Source organism: Micromonospora sp. NPDC005252, from assembly GCF_042872475.1.
Lineage (GTDB): Bacteria > Actinomycetota > Actinomycetes > Mycobacteriales > Micromonosporaceae > Micromonospora.
Genome location: NZ_JBIAKN010000001.1, coordinates 1,055,172 through 1,072,573 on the forward strand (window position 1 = coordinate 1,055,172; position 17,402 = coordinate 1,072,573).

Sequence of the window (17,402 nt, forward strand, 5' to 3'; positions counted from 1 at the left end):
GCGTGCATCTCCCCCCGGGCATGGTCGCCGTCGCGGCGCTGAGCGGCGTGGTCGCAGCCGCGGCCACCGTGCTGCTGACCATGGTCGCGCGGCGGCGCAGCGGGCCGCGCCGGCCGGCGCACCTGCTGCTCGCGGCAGCCGCCGGGACGTCCCTGGCCAGCCTGTTGGTCGGTCTGGTGGCCGTGCTCTCCACCAACGAGCACTGGGCCCACGAGCAGAGCCAGCGCACCGGCTGGGCCACCGTGGCGGCGATCGGTACGGCGGTGAGCGGGCTGGCCTTCGCGGCCGGGCTGCTCCGGCTGCCGGGGGTCGCCGCCACCGCCGCGGGGACCGCCCGGCTCGCCCTGGACGGTCTGACCATGGCGGCGGCGCTGTGGTTCGTCGGCTGGGTGCTCTTCTCCGAGCCGACCCGGCTGCTCGGCGCCGCCACGCCGATGGCCTGCCCGGCGATCCTGGTGGCGACGGTGAGCGCGGCGCTCGGCGCCGGCCTCGCCGTGATCGTCGTCTTCCGGGCCGCCGCCCCGCGTCAGCGGCTGGCCGTGCTCGCGGCCGGGATCAGCGCGGTGAGCTGCGGCGGGCTGGGCCTCAGCGCCGGGCTCTGCCAGGCGGGGCCGACCATGGCACTCGCCGGCGCGGCGGTGCTGGCCGCCGGTCTGCTGACCGTCGCGCTCGCCGTCCACCAGGCCGACCGGCCCGGGCACGTCGAGCTGGACCTGATCGGTCGCGACGGCGAGTACGCCGTCGCCCCGATGCTGGCCATGGCGGCCTCGGCGATGTACCACCTCCTGCAGGACGGGCGGTTCACGGCGCCCGGCATCGTCGCCGGCAGCGTCGAGGGCTTCGCCCTGGTGGCCCGGCAGTACCTCACCCTCAAGGACGTCCGGGACTACGCCGGCCGGCTGGCCGAGCGGGAGGCGCACTTCCGTGAGCTGGCGCACACCGACCCCCTGACGTCGCTGGCCAACCGGCGAGGGCTGCTGCGGGCGCTGCACGACGGCGCGGCGGCCGGCACCCCGTGCGTACTGCTCGGTCTGGATCTGGACGGCTTCAAGAACGTCAACGACATGCGGGGCCACGACGTGGGCGACGCCGTGTTGGCCGAGGTGGGCCGCCGGCTGCGCGGCAACCTGCGCCCGGGTGACGTGGCGGCCCGGCTCGGCGGCGACGAGTTCGCCGTACTCATGCCGGCCCGACCGACCGAGGCGGACCGGGTGGCCGAGCGGCTGCTCGGCGTGCTCAACCGGCCGTACGACCAGCCGGAGGGCCCGGTCTTCCTGTCCGTGAGCATCGGCGTGGCCGGGTGGGCCGGCGAACCCGACGTGGAGCTGCTGCTGCGCCACGCCGATCTGGCGCTGCGCTACGCCAAGCAACGCGGCAAGAACCGGATCGAGCGCTACGACGCCGCGTACGACCAGTTGCTGCGCCGCCGCACCACGCTGGAGCACGAGCTGCGGGGCGCGATCGAGCGCGACGAGCTGCGGTTGGCCTTCCAGCCGGTGGCGTCGCTGCCGTCGGTGCGGCCGGTCGGCGCCGAGGCGCTGCTCCGCTGGCGCCACCCCGAGCTGGGCAATGTCCGTCCGGACGAGTTCATCCCGCTCGCCGAGGAGTGCGGCATGATCGCCCCGCTCGGTGCCTGGGTGCTGCATCAGGCCTGCTACCAGCTCTCCCGTTGGCTGGCGGACGGGCACGACGTCTGGGTGTCGGTCAACGTCTCCCCGCGCGAGTTGCACGCCCCGGAGTACGTGGTCCAGGTCGCCGAGGCGCTGCGCGCCCACCACGTGCCGCCGCAGCGGCTGGTGCTGGAGGTCACCGAGCACGCGGTCGCCACCGACCTGGATGAGCTGATCCGGCGGCTGACCGCGCTGCGGTTGACCGGTGTCCGGATCGCGCTGGACGACTTCGGGGCCGGCTACTCGTCGCTGGGGCAGTTGCGCCGGCTGCCGATCGACATTCTGAAGATCGACCACAGCCTGGTCGCCGAGCACGAGCCGGTCCGGCCGGTCGGCCAGGACGGTCCGGCGTTCGCGCCGATGGTCGACATCGTCATGCGACTGGGCCACCAACTGGGGCTGGAGGTGATCGCCGAGGGGGTGACCACCCCGACCGAGTTGGCCGCGGTGGTGGCCGCCGGCTGCCGGTTCGGCCAGGGCGCGCTCTTCGGCTGGGGGGTGCCGGCCGAGCACCTGGAGGCGATGCTGGAGGCGGCCACCTCACCGGGCGCGCGGCCCGCTCCGCTGCCCGCGCCACGCCGGGTTTCGGGCGGGTCCGGGCAGCTCACCCCATCTGCCGGTGGCGCGTCACCGGTCGACGCGCCGGCCTCCGTTAACCAACATGTGGGATCAGTTGACTCATCGCGTGAGATGCGTCAGGCTTAGCCGCATGTCGTCGTACCGGTCGCTGCGAGTACTTACCTGAGCGCACTCTCCCTCATTGAGAGTGCGCTGGCCCCGTGCATCTGCACGAGGGCCGTTTTTATTGCCGTCGGAACCTGGCGAGGCGGGCCCCGCCCGTGTCGCAACGCTTGACCAGCCACAGCCACTCCAGCCGAAGGCCAGAACCGCCATGACGAAACCCACGCCCGAGACCCTCGCCCACACCGCCCGCCGGGCCCGCGCGGCCGCCGACCCGACCGCCGCCGCCGCCGACCCGACCGCCGCGCGCAGCGCGGCCACCCCGGCCGTCCCGGCGGTACGGCCCTCCGCTCCGGCCCAGGTCTCCGGGGCCGGCTCGCTTGTGCGGTCCCTTGAGGCGCTCGACGTCGACGTCGTCTTCGGCATCCCGGGCGGCGCGATCCTGCCGGCGTACGACCCGCTCTACGACTCCACCGTCCGGCACATCCTGGTGCGGCACGAGCAGGGCGCGGGGCACGCGGCGACCGGGTACGCGCAGGCCACCGGCAAGGTTGGCGTCTGCATGGCCACCTCCGGCCCGGGCGCGACGAACCTGGTCACCCCGATCGCCGACGCGTACATGGACTCGGTGGCGATGGTGGCGATCACCGGGCAGGTGGCCCGACCGTCGATCGGCACCGACGCCTTCCAGGAGGCGGACATCCAGGGCATCACCCTGCCGATCACCAAGCACAACTTCCTCGTCCAGAACGCCGAGGAGATCCCTCGCGTGCTGGCCGAGGCGTTCCACCTGGCCAGCACCGGCCGGCCCGGCCCGGTGCTGGTCGACATCCCCAAGGACGTGCTCCAGGCGTCGACCACCTTCTCCTGGCCGCCCACCCTGGACCTGCCCGGCTACCGGCCCACCCTGCACCCGCACGGTAAGCAGATCCGGGAGGCGGCGCGGTTGATGGCCGCGGCCCGGCGGCCGGTGCTCTACGTCGGCGGCGGGGTGCTCAAGGCCGGCGCCACCGACGGGCTGCGCCGGCTGGCCGAGCTGACCGGCATCCCGGTGGTCACCACGCTGATGGCGCTCGGCGCGTTCCCCGACTCGCATCAGCAGCACCTGGGGATGCCCGGCATGCACGGCACGGTCGCTGCGGTCTACGGCCTGCAGAAGGCGGATCTGATCGTCGCGCTGGGCGCACGCTTCGACGACCGGGTCACCGGCAAACTGGACTCGTTCGCCCCGGACGCGGCGGTGGTGCACGCGGACATCGACCCCGCCGAGATCGGCAAGAACCGGCACGTGGACGTGCCGATCGTCGGCGACGCCAAGCACGTCATCGACGAGCTGATCGCCGCGGTCACCGCTGAGCGGTCGGCGGGGCACACCGCCGACCTCGGTGACTGGTGGACGCAGCTGGACGACCTGCGCAACCGTTACCCGCTGGGCTACGACGAGCCGGTCGACGGGACCCTGTCCCCGCAGTACGTGATCAAGCGGCTGGGCGAGATCGTCGGCTCGGACGCGATCTTCGTGGCCGGGGTGGGCCAGCACCAGATGTGGGCGTCGCAGTTCATCTCCTACGAGAAGCCGTACACCTGGTTGAATTCCGGCGGTCTCGGCACGATGGGCTACGCGGTTCCGGCGGCGATGGGCGCCAAGGTCGGCAAGCCGGACACGGTGGTCTGGGCGGTGGACGGGGACGGCTGCTTCCAGATGACCAACCAGGAGTTGGCCACCTGCGCGTTGGAGGGCATCCCGGTCAAGATCGCCGTCATCAACAACGGCAATCTCGGCATGGTCCGACAGTGGCAGACGCTCTTCTACAACGAGCGCTACTCCAACACCGAGCTCGGCACCCACAAGCACCGCATTCCGGACTTCGTCAAGCTCGCCGAGGCCCTGGGCTGCGTCGGGCTGCGGTGCGAGAGCGCGGCTGACGTGGACAAGACCATCGCCGCCGCCATGGAGATCAACGACGCGCCCGTGGTGATCGACTTCGTGGTCGGCAAGGACGCGATGGTCTGGCCGATGGTCGCCGCCGGCACCAGCAACGACGAGATCATGTTCGCCCGTGGCGTCCGCCCGGTCTTCGACGAGGATGACATTTAATGACGATGCACACCCTGTCCGTGCTGGTGGAGAACAAGCCCGGCGTGCTCGCCCGCGTCTCCGGCCTGTTCTCCCGGCGCGGGTTCAACATCGACAGCCTCGCCGTCGGCGAGACCGAGAACCCGGACGTCTCCCGGATCACCATCGTGGTCAACGCGGAGTCGTCCCCGCTGGAGCAGGTCACCAAGCAGCTCAACAAGCTGGTCAACGTGCTCAAGATCGTTGAGCTGGATCCGCAGGTCTCGGTTGCCCGCGAGCTGCTGCTGGTGAAGGTTCGCGCCGACCGGTCCGCGCGGTCGCAGGTGCTGGAGACGGTCAACCTGTTCCGTGCCCGGGTGGTCGACGTCGCACCGGACACGCTGACCATCGAGGCCACCGGCACACCGGACAAGCTCGACGCGCTGCTGCGCGACCTCGAGGCCTTCGGCATCAAGGAAATGGTCCAGTCCGGGCTGGTGGCCATCGGGCGCGGCTCGCGTTCGATCACCGCCGGCCCCGCGCTGCGCGCCGCCTGACCCATCCGCACAGACCACGACGGGCCACTCAGGCCGTCGTACGAAAGGGAAGTTTCTCATGAGCGTTGAGGTGTACTACGACGATGATGCCGACCTCGGCCTGATCCAGGCCAGGAAGGTCGCGGTGATCGGCTACGGCAGCCAGGGTCACGCCCACGCGCTGTCGCTGCGGGACTCGGGCGTCGACGTGGTGATCGGTCTGCCGGAGGGCTCGAAGAGCCGTCCCAAGGCCGAGGAGCAGGGCCTGCGGGTGCTCACGCCGGCACAGGCCGCCGCCGAGGCCGACGTGATCATGGTGCTGGCGCCGGACACCGCCCAGCGCAAGCTCTACACCGAGTCGATCGAGCCGCACCTCGCCCCGGGCAAGGCGCTCTTCTTCGGTCACGGCTTCAACATCCGGTACGGCCTGATCAAGCCCCCGGCCGAGGTGGACGTGGCGATGGTCGCACCGAAGGGCCCGGGTCACCTGGTCCGCCGCCAGTACGCCGACGGCAAGGGCGTGCCCTGCCTCGTCGCCGTCGAGCAGGACGCCAGCGGCAACGCGCTCGCGCTCGCCCTCGCGTACGCCAAGGGGATCGGTGGCACCCGGGCCGGCGCGATCAAGACCACCTTCACCGAGGAGACCGAGACCGACCTCTTCGGCGAGCAGGCGGTGCTCTGCGGCGGTGCGGCGGCCCTCGTGCAGACCGGCTTCGAGGTGCTCACCGAGGCGGGTTACGCCCCCGAGGTGGCCTACTTCGAGTGCCTGCACGAGCTGAAGCTGATCGTCGACCTCATGTACGAGGGCGGCATCGCGAAGATGCGGTACAGCATCTCCGACACCGCCGAGTACGGCGACCTGTCCCGTGGCCCGCGCATCATCGACTCCCGGGTCAAGGACGAGATGCGCAAGATCCTGGGCGAGATCCAGTCCGGCGAGTTCGCTCGCGAGTGGGTCGCCGAGGACGAGGCCGGCCGGCCGAACTTCAAGAAGTGGCAGGCCGAGGGTGCGGCGCACCCGATCGAGGAGACCGGCAAGAAGCTGCGCGGCATGATGAGCTGGGTCGACCGCCCGATCACCGAGACCGCCTGATCGCTCGGCCAGACGACAGTCTCCGACGGCCCCGGGCCGCGCTCTCCCCAGCGCGACCCGGGGCCGTCGGCAATGCGCCGACGCCGGTAGCGGCCTCGGCACGTGCTCGGGTGGGAGTGTCGCTGGTGAGCCGTATACCTGGGAGTCATATTCATACCTCTGAGGTATGTCGCTCACCGCAGTGGTAAGCACGACCCGTGCGCACGGCGCGCGACGGCGGTTTCGCTGTGGTGAACGGGTGATGTCCATCGCTCGACCGCGCGTGTGAGGGCACTCACCCTGAAGACCCGAACACGCCGGCCAGCGCGGCCCCTACGATCGCGGGTAGGTGCGCTGAGCCGGCACCTGACGGCCACGGCACGGATCAGCGTGGGGCGCAGTGCGGCGCCCCGCCGCCCGGGCCGATCGCAAACACGACCTCTACGAGGACCGATGAATCCTGTCGTACTGATCGCCGAAGAACTCGCCCCCGCCGCCATCGAGGTGCTCGCCCACGACTTCGACGTCCGGCACGTCGACGGCACCGACCGTCCGGCCCTGCTCGCGGCGCTCTCCGAGGCCGACGCCGTCATCGTGCGCAGCGCGACCCAGATCGACGCCGAGGCGATCGCCGCCGCGCCGCGACTCAAGGTGGTCGCCCGGGCCGGCGTCGGGCTGGACAACGTCGAGGTGCCGGCCGCCACCGCCCGGGGCGTCATGGTCGTCAACGCGCCCACCTCCAACATCGTGTCCGCCGCCGAGCAGGCCGTCGCACTGCTGCTCGCCGTGGCCCGTAACACCGCGAGCGCCAGCTCCGCGCTCAAGGCGGGGGAGTGGAAGCGGTCGAAGTACACCGGTGTCGAGGTGCAGGGCAAGACCGTCGGCGTGGTCGGGCTCGGTCGTATCGGGGTGCTCTTCGCGTCTCGCATCGCCGCCTTCGGCACCCGGCTGATCGCGTACGACCCCTACATCCAGCCGGCCCGCGCGGCGCAGCTCGGCGTCCGTCTGGTCGGGTTGGACGAGCTGCTGCGCGAGAGCGACTTCATCTCCATCCACCTGCCCAAGACGCCGGAGACGGTGGGCCTGATCGGTGAGAAGGAGCTGGCGATCGTCAAGCCCGGCGTCCGCATCGTGAACGCCGCCCGCGGTGGCCTGGTGGACGAGCAGGCGCTCGCGAACGCCATCGCCGAAGGCCGGGTCGCCGGCGCCGGCGTGGACGTGTACTCCAAGGAGCCCTGCACCTCCTCGCCGCTGTTCGCCTTCGACAACGTGGTGGCCACCCCGCACCTGGGGGCCTCGACGCACGAGGCGCAGGACAAGGCGGGCCTGGCGGTGGCCAAGAGCGTGAAGCTGGCGCTGCAGGGCGAGTTCGTCCCGGACGCGGTAAACGTCCAGGCCGGCGGCGTGGTCGCCGAGGACGTCCGGCCGCTGCTTCCGCTTGCCGAGAAGCTGGGCCGCGCGTTCACCGCCGTCGCTGGTGGGGTCGCCGCCAGCGTCGCCGTCGAGGTGCGCGGCGAGATCGTGGGCCACGACGTGTCGGTGCTCAAGCTCGCCGCGACGAAGGGCCTGTTCAGCTCCGTGGTCGAGGAGCAGGTCACCTACGTCAACGCTCCGCACCTGGCCGCCGAGCGCGGCGTCGAGGTCACGCTGGACAGCCTGGCCGAGACGGCCGACCAGCCCACCCTGGTGACGGTGCGCGGCGCTCTGCCGGACGGCCGGACGGTAAGCGTCTCCGGTACGGTCACCCACTCGGGCACCCGCGACGTCCCCCGGCTGACCGAGGTGGACGGTTTCGACGTGGAGATCGCCGCGGAGGGCATCCTGCTCTTCCTGCGTTACGCCGACCGGCCGGGCGTCGTCGGCACCGTCGGCACCCTGCTCGGCGAGTCGGGCATCAACATCGCCGCGATGCAGGTGGCCCGGCGTGAGGCGGGCGGCGAGACCCTGATGACGCTCACCGTCGACCAGGCGCTCGGCGCCGACCTGCTCACCTCGGCGGCCGACTCGATCGGCGCGACCGCCGCCAGCGCGGCGGACCTGCGCGACGAGTAGTCGGCGGTCACGCCACCGGCCGCGCACGACCGGCCGTGGCGGCACAGACGGCAGCACCACGGGGGGCCCGGCGACGCGCCGGGCCCCTCTGTCGTACCCCGGGGTGCGGCCGATGCCCGGCCCTCGGGGCGCCCCGCGGCCGGCATGCCCGGCCCGCCCCGCCCGGGGGTCAGTGGGGCAGTCGGGCCGGGGGCGGGTAGACCGAGCCGTCCTGCGGGTCGAAGAGCATCAGCCCGTGCTCCCCGGCCAGTCGCTCGATGTCCAGCAGCACCTGGTCCGCGCAGGTCGGGTGCAGGTTCAGCTCGACGTGGTCGTGGGCGGCGTGCAGCGGCGCCACGGCCCACGGGCTGTCCGGACCGGGGTGCCGGTCCGGATAGGACGCGGTGATCGCCCGGTAGAAGCCGACAACGCGCGGGTCCGGGTAACGGTCCACGTGCCGCCCCTGCCGGCAACCGTCGACCGCTGCCCGCACGTCCTCGGGCGTCGCCCCGTCCTCCAGGGCCCACACACTCAGATCGAAACTCACGGCGGACAGCGTGCCATCCGTCGTTCACCATGTCGAAACTGCCTCGCCGCAGGCCAATCGCCGACCCGCCGCTTTCCGGTCGGGAGAGTCCGCTGTGGAGACTCTTGCGTCGAGTTGCGTCGATTCGCTAGCGTACGACTGCGGTTACTGGCCGCAGGTCGCGACGCCGGCCCGTCTTCGGGTGGCGCGGCCGACGTCCGGCCCGACCGGTCCGCACCCCTCGATTGTGCGAGCCACGCGCACTCGTCGCTGATCGGCCCCCACGGCCGTTGCCGAGGCCGTGGGGGCCGATCGCAGCGGCCCGACCAGCCGACCATCCGGGCGGCCGAGGTGCGAATCGAGCCGGAGTTCCGTGCGACGGGTTCAGCGCCGGTGGGCGAAGAGCGCGCGATAGTCGGAGCCGCCACGGAACCAGGCCAGGCCGGTGGGCCCGGCAGCGTAGAGCGCGGTGGCGTACGCGTCGGCGACCGTCAGGTCCGGGCCGACGACCGTCGCGGCGACGAGCTGGTTGGCCGGCTCGCCGGTGTGCGGGTCGACCACGTGCCCCTGACGCCCGGTCACCCCAGAGGTGCCGACGGCCCCCGCGGTCATCTCCAGCGCCAGTGGCGCGCGCTCGGGTGCCGTCGGGTGGTGCACCGCCACCCGCCACGGCCCGCCGTGCGGCGCCCGGCCGCGGACCACCAGGTCGGCGCCGGCGAGTACGGCGTAGTCGTGGATGCCCGCGGCGCGCAGCCGGGCGGCGGCACGTTCCACGGCCCAGCCGCCCAGCAGGCCGCCCGGGTCGAAGCCGCCGGGCACCGCCCAGGCGTCGAACCAGCCGTCGGTGGCGGCCCGCATGGCCGTGCAGCGGTCCACCAGGTCGGCCAGCGGGGGGTACGACTCCGGGTTGATCTCTCCCCGCCGCAGCATGGAGACCAGGCTCTCCGGGCGGTTCGGGCCGTAGGTCAGGTCGACGGCGCGCAGCTCCGCGACGCTGTCCCGCAGCGCCTCGCCGACGCCTCGACGGCCGAGCCACTCGGGGGCGTTGAGCAGCAGGGTGTACTCGGCGGTCGCGGTGCGTACGGTGTGCTGCACGGCGATCCGGCCATCGGTGGCGGCGGTCGGGTCGATCCGGTGCCGGCGGCTGCCGAGCCGCAGGTCCGGCCGGCGGTTCCGGAACGCCGAAGGATCCGGCCAGCGGGTCCGCGGCTGCTCGTCGATGCGCATGGCACCTGCCCCCTCGCAGTTGACGTCGCGTCGTCACGACCACCGTTCGCGGGCCCCCTGACCCGCTGCCCCCACCGTAGGCAGCGGAGATGATCGCCCCATGAATCCCAGCTGAGAGGGTGCTGTGCATTCGGCTTTCCCAGATGTTGGAAGCATCGTACCGGGTTGCGGGACACCGACGTACCGTTGCCGAGACGGGGCAGTCGAGCGTGGGGAGTACGGGCGTGGCGCGGATCGCTGTGGTGGCCGGGGACGGCATCGGGCCCGAGGTGGTCGCGCAGGCTCGGAAGGTCCTCGACGCGGTGCTCCCCGGCGTGCAGGCCACCGAGTACGACCTCGGCGCCGCCCGCTGGCATCGTACCGGCGAGGTGCTGCCCGACTCGGTGCTGACCGAGCTGGCCGGGCACGACGCGATCCTACTCGGCGCGGTGGGTGACCCCACGGTTCCGCCGGGTGTCCTGGAACGAGGCCTGCTGCTCAAGCTCCGGTTCGCCTTCGACCAGTACGTCAATCTGCGCCCGTCGCGGCTCTGGCCCGGCGTCGCCGGTCCGCTGGGCAACGTGAAGCCCGGCGAGGTCGACCTGGTGGTGGTGCGCGAGGGCACCGAGGGGCTCTACGCCGGCGCCGGCGGCTCCCTGCACCGCGACACGCCCGCCGAGGTTGCCACCGAGGAGAGCCTCAACACCCGACACGGCGTGGAGCGGGTCATCCGTGACGCGTTCGCCCGCGCCGACCGCCGGGAGCGGCGCAAGGTCACCCTGGTGCACAAGACCAACGTGCTGACCCACGCCGGGTCGCTGTGGGCGCGCGCCTTCGAGGCGGTCGCCGCCGAGCACCCGGACGTCACGACGGAATACCAGCACGTCGACGCGGCCGCGATGTTCCTGGTGACCCAGCCGCAGCGCTACGACGTGGTGGTCACCGACAACCTGTTCGGCGACATCCTCACCGACATCGCCGCCGCGGTCACCGGCGGGATCGGGCTGGCCGCCAGCGGCTGCATCAACCCCGAGGGCGCGTACCCCTCGATGTTCGAGCCGGTGCACGGCTCGGCGCCGGACATCGCCGGGCAGGGCGTCGCCGACCCGGTGGCCGCGGTGCTCTCCGTCGCGCTGCTGCTGGAGCAGCTCGGGCACGCCGAGGCGGCGGCCCGGGTCAACGCGGCGGTCGCCGCCGAGCTGGCCGGCCGCACCCCGGGCGCGGCGCTGCGCACCGCCGAGGTCGGCGACCGGCTCGCCGCCCACGCCGTAGCCTGACCGCTCCGACCCGCCAGGGTCACCGGCGGCATCCGCCGGTCCGGGCAGTCCACCCGGTCCCGAGCGGCCCTACCCGCTGAACGACCGTTCGGGGTAAGTTTCTGGCACAACCATGTCGGTGTGCGATCCCGCATGCCGTTGTTCCCCAGGGAGGTCAGCGCGATGAGCGGTGGTGACAAGCTCGACTTCGAGATCCGTCCGAATCCCGCGCCGGTATCCGCCGCCGACCGGGCCGCCCTGCTGGCCAACCCGGGTTTCGGCCGCGTCTTCACCGACCACATGGTCACCGTGCGGTACGCCGACGGCAAGGGCTGGTACGACGCCCGGGTGGAGGCGCGTGGGCCGATCCCGATGGACCCGGCCAGCGCGGTGCTGCACTACGCGCAGGAGATCTTCGAGGGGCTGAAGGCGTACCGGACCGCGGACGGTGGCGTGACGATGTTCCGGCCGGACGCCAACGCCGCCCGGTTCGTCGAATCGGCGCAGCGGATGGCGATGCCGGCGCTGCCGCCCGAGGTGTTCGTCGACTCGCTGCACAAGCTCATCGAGATCGACCGGGAGTGGATCCCCACCGGCGAGGACGGCAGCCTCTACCTGCGGCCGTTCATGTTCGCCAGTGAGGTCTTCCTCGGCGTCCGCCCGGCCAACGAATACCTCTACATGGTGATCGCCTCGCCGGTCGGTGCGTACTTCAGCGGCGGGGTCAAGCCGGTCACGGTCTGGGTCTCTCCGGACTACACCCGGGCGGCGCCCGGTGGCACCGGCGCGGCCAAGTGCGGCGGCAACTACGCCGCGTCGCTGGCGGCCCAGGCCGAAGCCATCGACGCCGGCTGCGACCAGGTGGTCTTCCTCGACGCGGTGGAGCGCCGCTTCGTCGACGAGCTGGGCGGCATGAACGTCTTCTTCGTCTACGACGACGACTCGGTGGTCACCCCGCCGCTGACCGGCACGATCCTGCCGGGCATCACCCGGGACGCGATCATGACGCTGGCCGGCAAGGCCGGGCACCGGGTGGAGGAGCGGCCGGTCACGTTCGCCGACTGGCAGGCCGACGCGGCCAGCGGCCGGCTCCGCGAGGTCTTCGCCTGCGGCACCGCCGCGGTGATCACCCCGATCGGTCAGGTGCGCTTCCCCGACGGCGAGTTCCTGATCGGGGGCGGCGAGCCCGGCCGGGTCACCATGTCGCTGCGCCAGCAACTGGTCGACATCCAACGGGGCAAGGCCGCCGATCCGCACGGCTGGGTGCACCAGGTCCTCTGACGTCCGGCGCTGACCGGCCCGTTCCCACGGGCCGGTCAGCGCGGCCCGCTAGACCTCGTCGAGCAGGTGGTCGCGCAGGGCCGCGAGCTGCTCGTCGGTCACCCCGGCGTGGCGCAGGTACGCCTCGATCGAGCCGTGCCCCTCGCGCAGCTCGTTCAGGAACATCTGCATGGCCTCGGCGGGTGACGCCAAGAACGGCGCGGGCACCTCGGCCGCGTTCGGCATGGTGGCGGCCAGCCAGGCGCTGAACCGGGCCGACGCCTCGGTGCTCAGCGCGTAGTCGGCGGTGATGTCGGCGTCGTCGACGCCCAGGACGGCGAGGGTGAGGGCGCAGACGATGCCGGTTCGGTCCTTGCCGGCCACGCAGTGCACCACCACCGGGGCATTCGCGGAATCCGCGATCAGTCCGATCGCCTCGGCCAGCCCCGCGGTGCCGGTCTGGGCCAGGTCGGCGTACCGGTCGGCGAGGTAGCGGGCCAGGTCGGTGCCCTTCTCGTGCGGCGTACCCGACCAGTCCTCGTGCTCCGGGTGGATGTGCCGGTAGGTCAGCCCCTGGTACGCCGGCACCCGACCGTCGCGCTCCACCTCGGTGGGGCGGCGCAGGTCGATGACGGTGCGGATGCCGATCGCGGCGAACGCGTCCCGGTCCTGCTCGTCGAGGCGGTGCAGGGAGTCGGAGCGGTAGAGGCGACCCCGGCGTACGGTGCGGCCGTCGTGGCCGGGGTAGCCGCCGACGTCGCGGAAGTTGAAGGTCGCGGGCAGCGGGATGGGTCGTGTGTCGTCGATGGCGTCCACGGTCACACGGTAACGGCCGGTGGGCTTTTCGCCCCACCGGCCGTTGGGTCCGATCGGTCAGCGCGCGGTGCCCGGCGGAAGCGCGCCGTACGTCTCGTCGTAGTAACCGCCCAGCTGGTCCCGGTACGTCGGGTCGCTGTGGCTGGTCTCGTCGTACTCCGGGGCGGCCTTGATCTGGTCCCGGGTGCGGTCGACGGAGACGGTGCGCTGGTCGTGGTCGACCTGGTTGACGGTGCCGGCGGGCAGCATCACCTTCTTGCCGAAGATCCACGGTCCGGTGTCCACGACCAGGTAGCTGCCGCCGACCTCGTGACTGGCGCTGTCGATCTTGCCGACTCCGCCGTCGGTGGCCTCGACCTTGTAGCCGACCAGGTCGGCGTCGGCCACTCCGGCCGCGTCCCGGTAGCGCCAGGGGTCGAAGGTGCCGGTCGGTGCGCCGCCCGCCACGGCGCCCTGATCACCGCCGTGCAGCGGGTCGGGCCCGGCGTGGGCGGCGTGCGGGTCGATCCTGTCCATGCCGTTCACTCCTGACTGTCGCCGATCGTCTCTCGGCGTCGCTGGGTGCGTCCCCGCAGGAGCTACCCGGCGGTCGGGGTCCGGAAACGGCGCCCGGCTGGCGAGCCGGGGTGTCGGCGGGCCCGTACGGGCGGACCGAGCGTCGGTGGCGCGGCCCGTCGGGGTGCGTCGATCGCGCCATCGCCGTGGTGGCGGGCCCGGGGCGGGAGTCAGGCCAGAGCTGCCTCGGCGTCCAGCGTGACCGCCACCGCGTGCACGACGGCGGAGATCCGCAGCGCCTCGTGCACCTGTTCGCGGGTGACGCCACGGCGACGCAGCGCCTTCTCCTGCGTCTGGAGGCAGATCTCGCAGCCGTGGATCGCCGAAACGCCGAGGCACCACAGCTTGAAGTCGCTCTTGTCCACCCCCGGACGGGCGATGATCTGCATGCGGAGCCGGGCCGGCATCGAGGCGTACTCGGAGTCGCCGACGAGGTGGGTGGCCCGGTAGTAGATGTTGGTCATCGCCATGACTGCCGCCGCGCCCTTGGCCGCCTCGACGCCGTTCGGCCCGAGGTGGTCGAGCGCCTCGGCAGCGATCTCGCGCAGTACCAGCGGATTGCGGGCGGCCACCGCACAGGCCAGGGCCGTGCCCCAGGTCTGCGCCGGGGTCAGCGTCGAGGTGCCGATGGTGGCGTCGAGGTTGCGGGCGATGTCCGTGGCGTACGCGGGCAGGGCCGCCCGGATCGTGTCCAGTCCCACGGCTCAGCCCTCGGCCTCGGCGGGCAGGGTGTCGGCGTCGAGCGACACGGTGAGCACGGGGCCTCCTTGTGGGCGGGGTGTCATCTTCCGGCGGGTCAGGCGTCGCCACACCGACCGTGCCGTCCCGCGATGTGGATAGTTTCTCCCAAGAACGGGGCCGAGTGGCAGAGTAGCGAGCGTGACCAGCACCGCCCTGATTATTGCGACCTAGCGCGCCGGCTCTCCCTCCGCCGAGCGCGCAGACCTCCCGCATCCGCGGGAGGTCTTTTTGTTGCTCCGAGAAAGGATCCTGATGACGTTCCAGGTCTTCGACACGACATTGCGCGACGGCGCCCAGCGCGAGGGGCTCACCTACTCGGTGGTCGACAAGCTGGCGGTGGCCCGGCTGCTCGACGAGTTCGGTGTCGGCTTCATCGAGGGCGGCTGGCCGGGCGCGGTGCCCAAGGACACCGAGTTCTTCCGCCGGGCGCGCGCCGAACTGACTCTGCGGCACGCGGTGCTCGTCGCGTTCGGCGCCACCCGCAAGGCCGGCCTCGCGGTCGCCGACGACCCCCAGGTGCGTGCTCTGCTGGACGCGCAGACCCCGGCCGTCGCGCTGGTCGCCAAGGCCGACATCCGCCACGTCGAGCGTGCGCTGCGCACCACCGGCGCGGAGAACCTGGCGATGATCCACGACACCGTCAGCCACCTTGTCTCCGAGGGGCGCCGGGTGTTCGTCGACGGCGAGCACTTCTTCGACGGCTACCGCCACGACCCGGCGTACGGCGCGGCCGTGGTGCAGACCGCGCTCGCCGCGGGCGCCGAGCGGATGGTCCTCTGTGACACCAATGGCGGCATGCTGCCGTCCCAGGTGACCGCCGCGATCGTCGACCTGACCAGCCGACTCGGCGTCGACCCCGCGCTGTTCGGCATGCACGCGCAGAACGACACCGCGTGCGCCGTGGCCAACACGATCGCCGCCGTCGAGGCGGGTGTCCGCCACGTGCAGGGCACCGCCAACGGGTACGGCGAGCGCCCCGGCAACGCCGACATCTTCGCGGTCGTCGCCAACCTCCAGCTCAAGCTCGGCATGCCCGTCCTACCGGAGGGCTGCCTGGCGCAGATGGTGCGGGTCTCGCACGCCATCGCCGAGATCGCCAACATCGCCCCCGACACCCACCAGGCGTACGCCGGGGCCGCCGCCTTCGCCCACAAGGCCGGGCTGCACGCGAGCGCGATCAAGGTCGACCCGTTGCTCTACAACCACGTGGACCCGTCGGTGGTGGGCAACGACATGCGGATCCTGGTGACCGAGATGGCCGGTCGGGCCAGCGTCGAGCTCAAGAGCCGTGAGCTCGGCCTGGACCTGACCGACCGTCCGGAGGCGCTGACCCGGGTCACCAAGCGGGTCAAGGAGCTGGAGGCCGACGGCTGGTCCTTCGAGGCGGCGGACGCCTCCTTCGAGCTGCTGGTCCGCTCCGAGCTGCCGGAGGGCGGCCCGGCCCGGCCGTTCACCCTGGAGTCGTACCGGGTGCTGGTCGAGCACCGGGAGGACGGCGCGGTCGTCTCCGAGGCGACCGTGAAGATCCGGGTACGCGGCGAGCGGGTGATCGCCACCGCGGAGGGCAACGGCCCGGTCAACGCCCTGGACGAGGCGCTGCGGGTGGGGCTGGCGCGGCACTATCCGCGGCTTCGCGAGTTCGAGCTGGCCGACTACAAGGTGCGCATCCTGGAGGGCAGCCACGGCACCGGCGCCGTCACCCGGGTGCTCCTGGAGACAGCCGACGACAGCGGCCGCGACTGGACGACGGTGGGCGTGCACCCCAACGTCGTCGAGGCCAGTTGGCATGCCCTGGTCGACGCCCTCACCTACGGCCTGGCCCCCGCCTCCGCCACGACGCCAACTCCCTGACCTCCGCGATCCTGCACGGTGTGTCGACGGTCTGCGGCTTGTGCCCCGGACGTCGGGACGGGTCGGTAGGGGTCAGGCCGCGGGCAGGCGGAGGGTGGCCAGGACGGGGCGGTGGTCGCTGCCGGCCAGGTCGAACACGGTCACCTTGTCGGCGGCGATGCGGCGGTCGACAAGCACGTGGTCGATCGTGACCGGAGGGATGAGGTCACCGTCGTACGGGCCCCACGTGCCGGTCAGGCCCTCGCCGGTGGCGTCCGCGGCGTCGACGTAGCCGGTGCGCAGCAGTGCGCGCAGCGGCCCGTGGTCCAGGGTGGAGTTGAAGTCCCCGGCGAGGATCCGCAGGCCGCCGCCGGGGGTGGCCGGTGGCTGGGCGACCAGGTCGGCACGCCAGGCGCCGACCTGGTCCAGCGCGGACGGCGCCGCGGGGTGGGCCGACTCGACCCGTACCGGCGGGCCACCGGGGACGGCGAGCGTGCCGTACGCCTGGGTGAACCCCCAGCCACCGCGGTTGTTGCGGATGCCGGCGTCGCTGATCGGCCACCGCGAGTAGAGCGCGGACCCGGGCGTGCCGACGTGCGCGTTGAGCTGCCGGTAGGGCAGCAGCCGGTCGAGGCCGAGCCGGTCCAGGCTCGCCTGCGCCTCCGGAGTGAACTCCTGCACGGTGAGCACGTCGACCCGGTGCTGCCGGACCAGCTCGACAAGCGCCCCCGTGTCGGCGGCCCCGGCGAGCAGGTTGGCCGTGAGCAGCCGGATCGTCGGGCCGGTCGCCGCCGGCTGTGGCGCGGCCAGCGCCCGGGGCGCCACCACGCCGAGCAGTGCCACCGCGGCCAGGGCCGCGACCGCCGCCGGCCACCAGCGCCGCAGGGCGACCGTGAGGCCGAGGGCCAGCACGCTGAACCCGGCGACGTACGGAGTGAAGGCGAGCGCCTGCACAAGCGGCCCCCGGTCCAGCCCGGCCAGCCGCACGGTGGCCCAGGCGGCCGTGGGCCCGACGGCCGCCCAGCAGAGCGCCGTGCCGATCGGCAGCCGACGGCGGGTGGGTGCGGGTGGCACGTCGATGATCACGGCGCTCAGCCTAGCGGTCGGCGTCGCGCATATTTCGTGAATGCCGATGGGCTCACCTTTCACAATTATCTGACGGGTGG

The 17,402-nt window shown here is 72.5% G+C and carries 14 protein-coding genes; 8 read left to right on the forward strand and 6 right to left on the reverse strand.

What is annotated here, in order from left to right; translation table 11 throughout:
• Positions 1-20: 20 nt before the first annotated feature.
• From ACFYPH_RS05120 to serA, 5 genes are all read left to right on the forward strand, one after another.
• On the forward strand, positions 21-2,375 hold the full coding sequence (locus tag ACFYPH_RS05120; RefSeq protein WP_387179367.1) for a putative bifunctional diguanylate cyclase/phosphodiesterase: 2,355 nt from the start codon (positions 21-23) through the stop codon (positions 2,373-2,375).
• Positions 2,376-2,562: 187 nt separating this feature from the next.
• Complete coding sequence (locus ACFYPH_RS05125) at positions 2,563-4,449, forward strand: acetolactate synthase large subunit (protein WP_387179104.1); 1,887 nt, start codon at positions 2,563-2,565, stop codon at positions 4,447-4,449.
• Positions 4,449-4,964, forward strand: a complete 516-nt coding sequence (gene ilvN, locus ACFYPH_RS05130) for an acetolactate synthase small subunit (protein ID WP_088946549.1) — start codon at positions 4,449-4,451, stop codon at positions 4,962-4,964. The genes ACFYPH_RS05125 and ilvN overlap by 1 nt, the downstream gene beginning before the upstream one ends.
• A gap of 58 nt (positions 4,965-5,022) precedes the next feature.
• Positions 5,023-6,036 carry a ketol-acid reductoisomerase gene (gene ilvC, locus ACFYPH_RS05135; protein ID WP_355067008.1) on the forward strand — a complete coding sequence of 338 codons (1,014 nt, stop codon included), beginning with the start codon at positions 5,023-5,025 and terminating at the stop codon, positions 6,034-6,036.
• Positions 6,037-6,468: 432 nt separating this feature from the next.
• On the forward strand, positions 6,469-8,067 hold the full coding sequence (gene serA, locus ACFYPH_RS05140) for a phosphoglycerate dehydrogenase (RefSeq protein WP_387179107.1): 1,599 nt from the start codon (positions 6,469-6,471) through the stop codon (positions 8,065-8,067).
• A 169-nt stretch (positions 8,068-8,236) separates the two neighbouring features.
• Here serA and ACFYPH_RS05145 read toward each other — a convergent pair whose 3' ends face one another.
• Positions 8,237-8,593, reverse strand: a complete 357-nt coding sequence (locus ACFYPH_RS05145) for a hypothetical protein (RefSeq protein ID WP_234581292.1) — start codon at positions 8,591-8,593, stop codon at positions 8,237-8,239.
• Between the two features lie 363 nt (positions 8,594-8,956).
• The gene (locus tag ACFYPH_RS05150) at positions 8,957-9,799 is read right to left on the reverse strand and encodes an FAD:protein FMN transferase (protein ID WP_387179110.1); all 843 of its coding nucleotides are present in this window, start codon (positions 9,797-9,799) and stop codon (positions 8,957-8,959) included.
• A gap of 224 nt (positions 9,800-10,023) precedes the next feature.
• Here ACFYPH_RS05150 and ACFYPH_RS05155 point away from each other — a divergent pair, with 224 nt between their 5' ends.
• Both ACFYPH_RS05155 and ACFYPH_RS05160 read left to right on the forward strand, forming a co-directional pair.
• Complete coding sequence (locus tag ACFYPH_RS05155) at positions 10,024-11,055, forward strand: 3-isopropylmalate dehydrogenase (protein WP_355133304.1); 1,032 nt, start codon at positions 10,024-10,026, stop codon at positions 11,053-11,055.
• Positions 11,056-11,217: 162 nt separating this feature from the next.
• Entirely contained in the window at positions 11,218-12,315 is a 1,098-nt protein-coding gene (locus tag ACFYPH_RS05160) for a branched-chain amino acid aminotransferase (protein ID WP_355067004.1), read from the forward strand.
• A 48-nt stretch (positions 12,316-12,363) separates the two neighbouring features.
• On the opposite strand, the gene ACFYPH_RS05165 is transcribed toward ACFYPH_RS05160, so the two are convergent.
• From ACFYPH_RS05165 to ACFYPH_RS05175, 3 genes are all read right to left on the reverse strand, one after another.
• Positions 12,364-13,116 (reverse strand): tyrosine-protein phosphatase, encoded by a 753-nt coding sequence (locus tag ACFYPH_RS05165; RefSeq protein ID WP_387179115.1) that lies wholly within the window; start codon positions 13,114-13,116, stop codon positions 12,364-12,366.
• Between the two features lie 51 nt (positions 13,117-13,167).
• Entirely contained in the window at positions 13,168-13,626 is a 459-nt protein-coding gene (locus ACFYPH_RS05170; RefSeq protein ID WP_234581286.1) for a PRC-barrel domain containing protein, read from the reverse strand.
• Positions 13,627-13,835: 209 nt separating this feature from the next.
• Positions 13,836-14,366, reverse strand: coding sequence for a carboxymuconolactone decarboxylase family protein (locus tag ACFYPH_RS05175; protein WP_363941249.1), 531 nt, complete (start codon positions 14,364-14,366; stop codon positions 13,836-13,838).
• 292 nt (positions 14,367-14,658) lie between these two features.
• Here ACFYPH_RS05175 and cimA point away from each other — a divergent pair, with 292 nt between their 5' ends.
• Positions 14,659-16,257 carry a citramalate synthase gene (gene cimA / locus ACFYPH_RS05180; RefSeq protein WP_354858716.1) on the forward strand — a complete coding sequence of 533 codons (1,599 nt, stop codon included), beginning with the start codon at positions 14,659-14,661 and terminating at the stop codon, positions 16,255-16,257.
• A gap of 72 nt (positions 16,258-16,329) precedes the next feature.
• Here cimA and ACFYPH_RS05185 read toward each other — a convergent pair whose 3' ends face one another.
• Positions 16,330-17,316: an endonuclease/exonuclease/phosphatase family protein gene (locus ACFYPH_RS05185; RefSeq protein ID WP_354858740.1), complete on the reverse strand. Its 987-nt coding sequence runs from the start codon at positions 17,314-17,316 to the stop codon at positions 16,330-16,332.
• Between the last annotated feature and the right edge of the window lie 86 nt (positions 17,317-17,402).

What these genes read in the sequence shown, in the direction of transcription:
- ACFYPH_RS05170 (WP_234581286.1), bottom strand. Translation starts at nt 13,626, where the DNA reads ATGGACAGGATCGACCCGCACGCCGCCCACGCCGGGCCCGACCCGCTG.
- ACFYPH_RS05120 (WP_387179367.1), top strand. Translation starts at nt 21, where the DNA reads ATGGTCGCCGTCGCGGCGCTGAGCGGCGTGGTCGCAGCCGCGGCCACC.
- ilvN (WP_088946549.1), top strand. Translation starts at nt 4,449, where the DNA reads ATGACGATGCACACCCTGTCCGTGCTGGTGGAGAACAAGCCCGGCGTG.
- ACFYPH_RS05125 (WP_387179104.1), top strand. Translation starts at nt 2,563, where the DNA reads ATGACGAAACCCACGCCCGAGACCCTCGCCCACACCGCCCGCCGGGCC.
- serA (WP_387179107.1), top strand. Translation starts at nt 6,469, where the DNA reads ATGAATCCTGTCGTACTGATCGCCGAAGAACTCGCCCCCGCCGCCATC.
- ACFYPH_RS05150 (WP_387179110.1), bottom strand. Translation starts at nt 9,799, where the DNA reads ATGCGCATCGACGAGCAGCCGCGGACCCGCTGGCCGGATCCTTCGGCG.
- ACFYPH_RS05160 (WP_355067004.1), top strand. Translation starts at nt 11,218, where the DNA reads ATGAGCGGTGGTGACAAGCTCGACTTCGAGATCCGTCCGAATCCCGCG.
- cimA (WP_354858716.1), top strand. Translation starts at nt 14,659, where the DNA reads ATGACGTTCCAGGTCTTCGACACGACATTGCGCGACGGCGCCCAGCGC.
- ilvC (WP_355067008.1), top strand. Translation starts at nt 5,023, where the DNA reads ATGAGCGTTGAGGTGTACTACGACGATGATGCCGACCTCGGCCTGATC.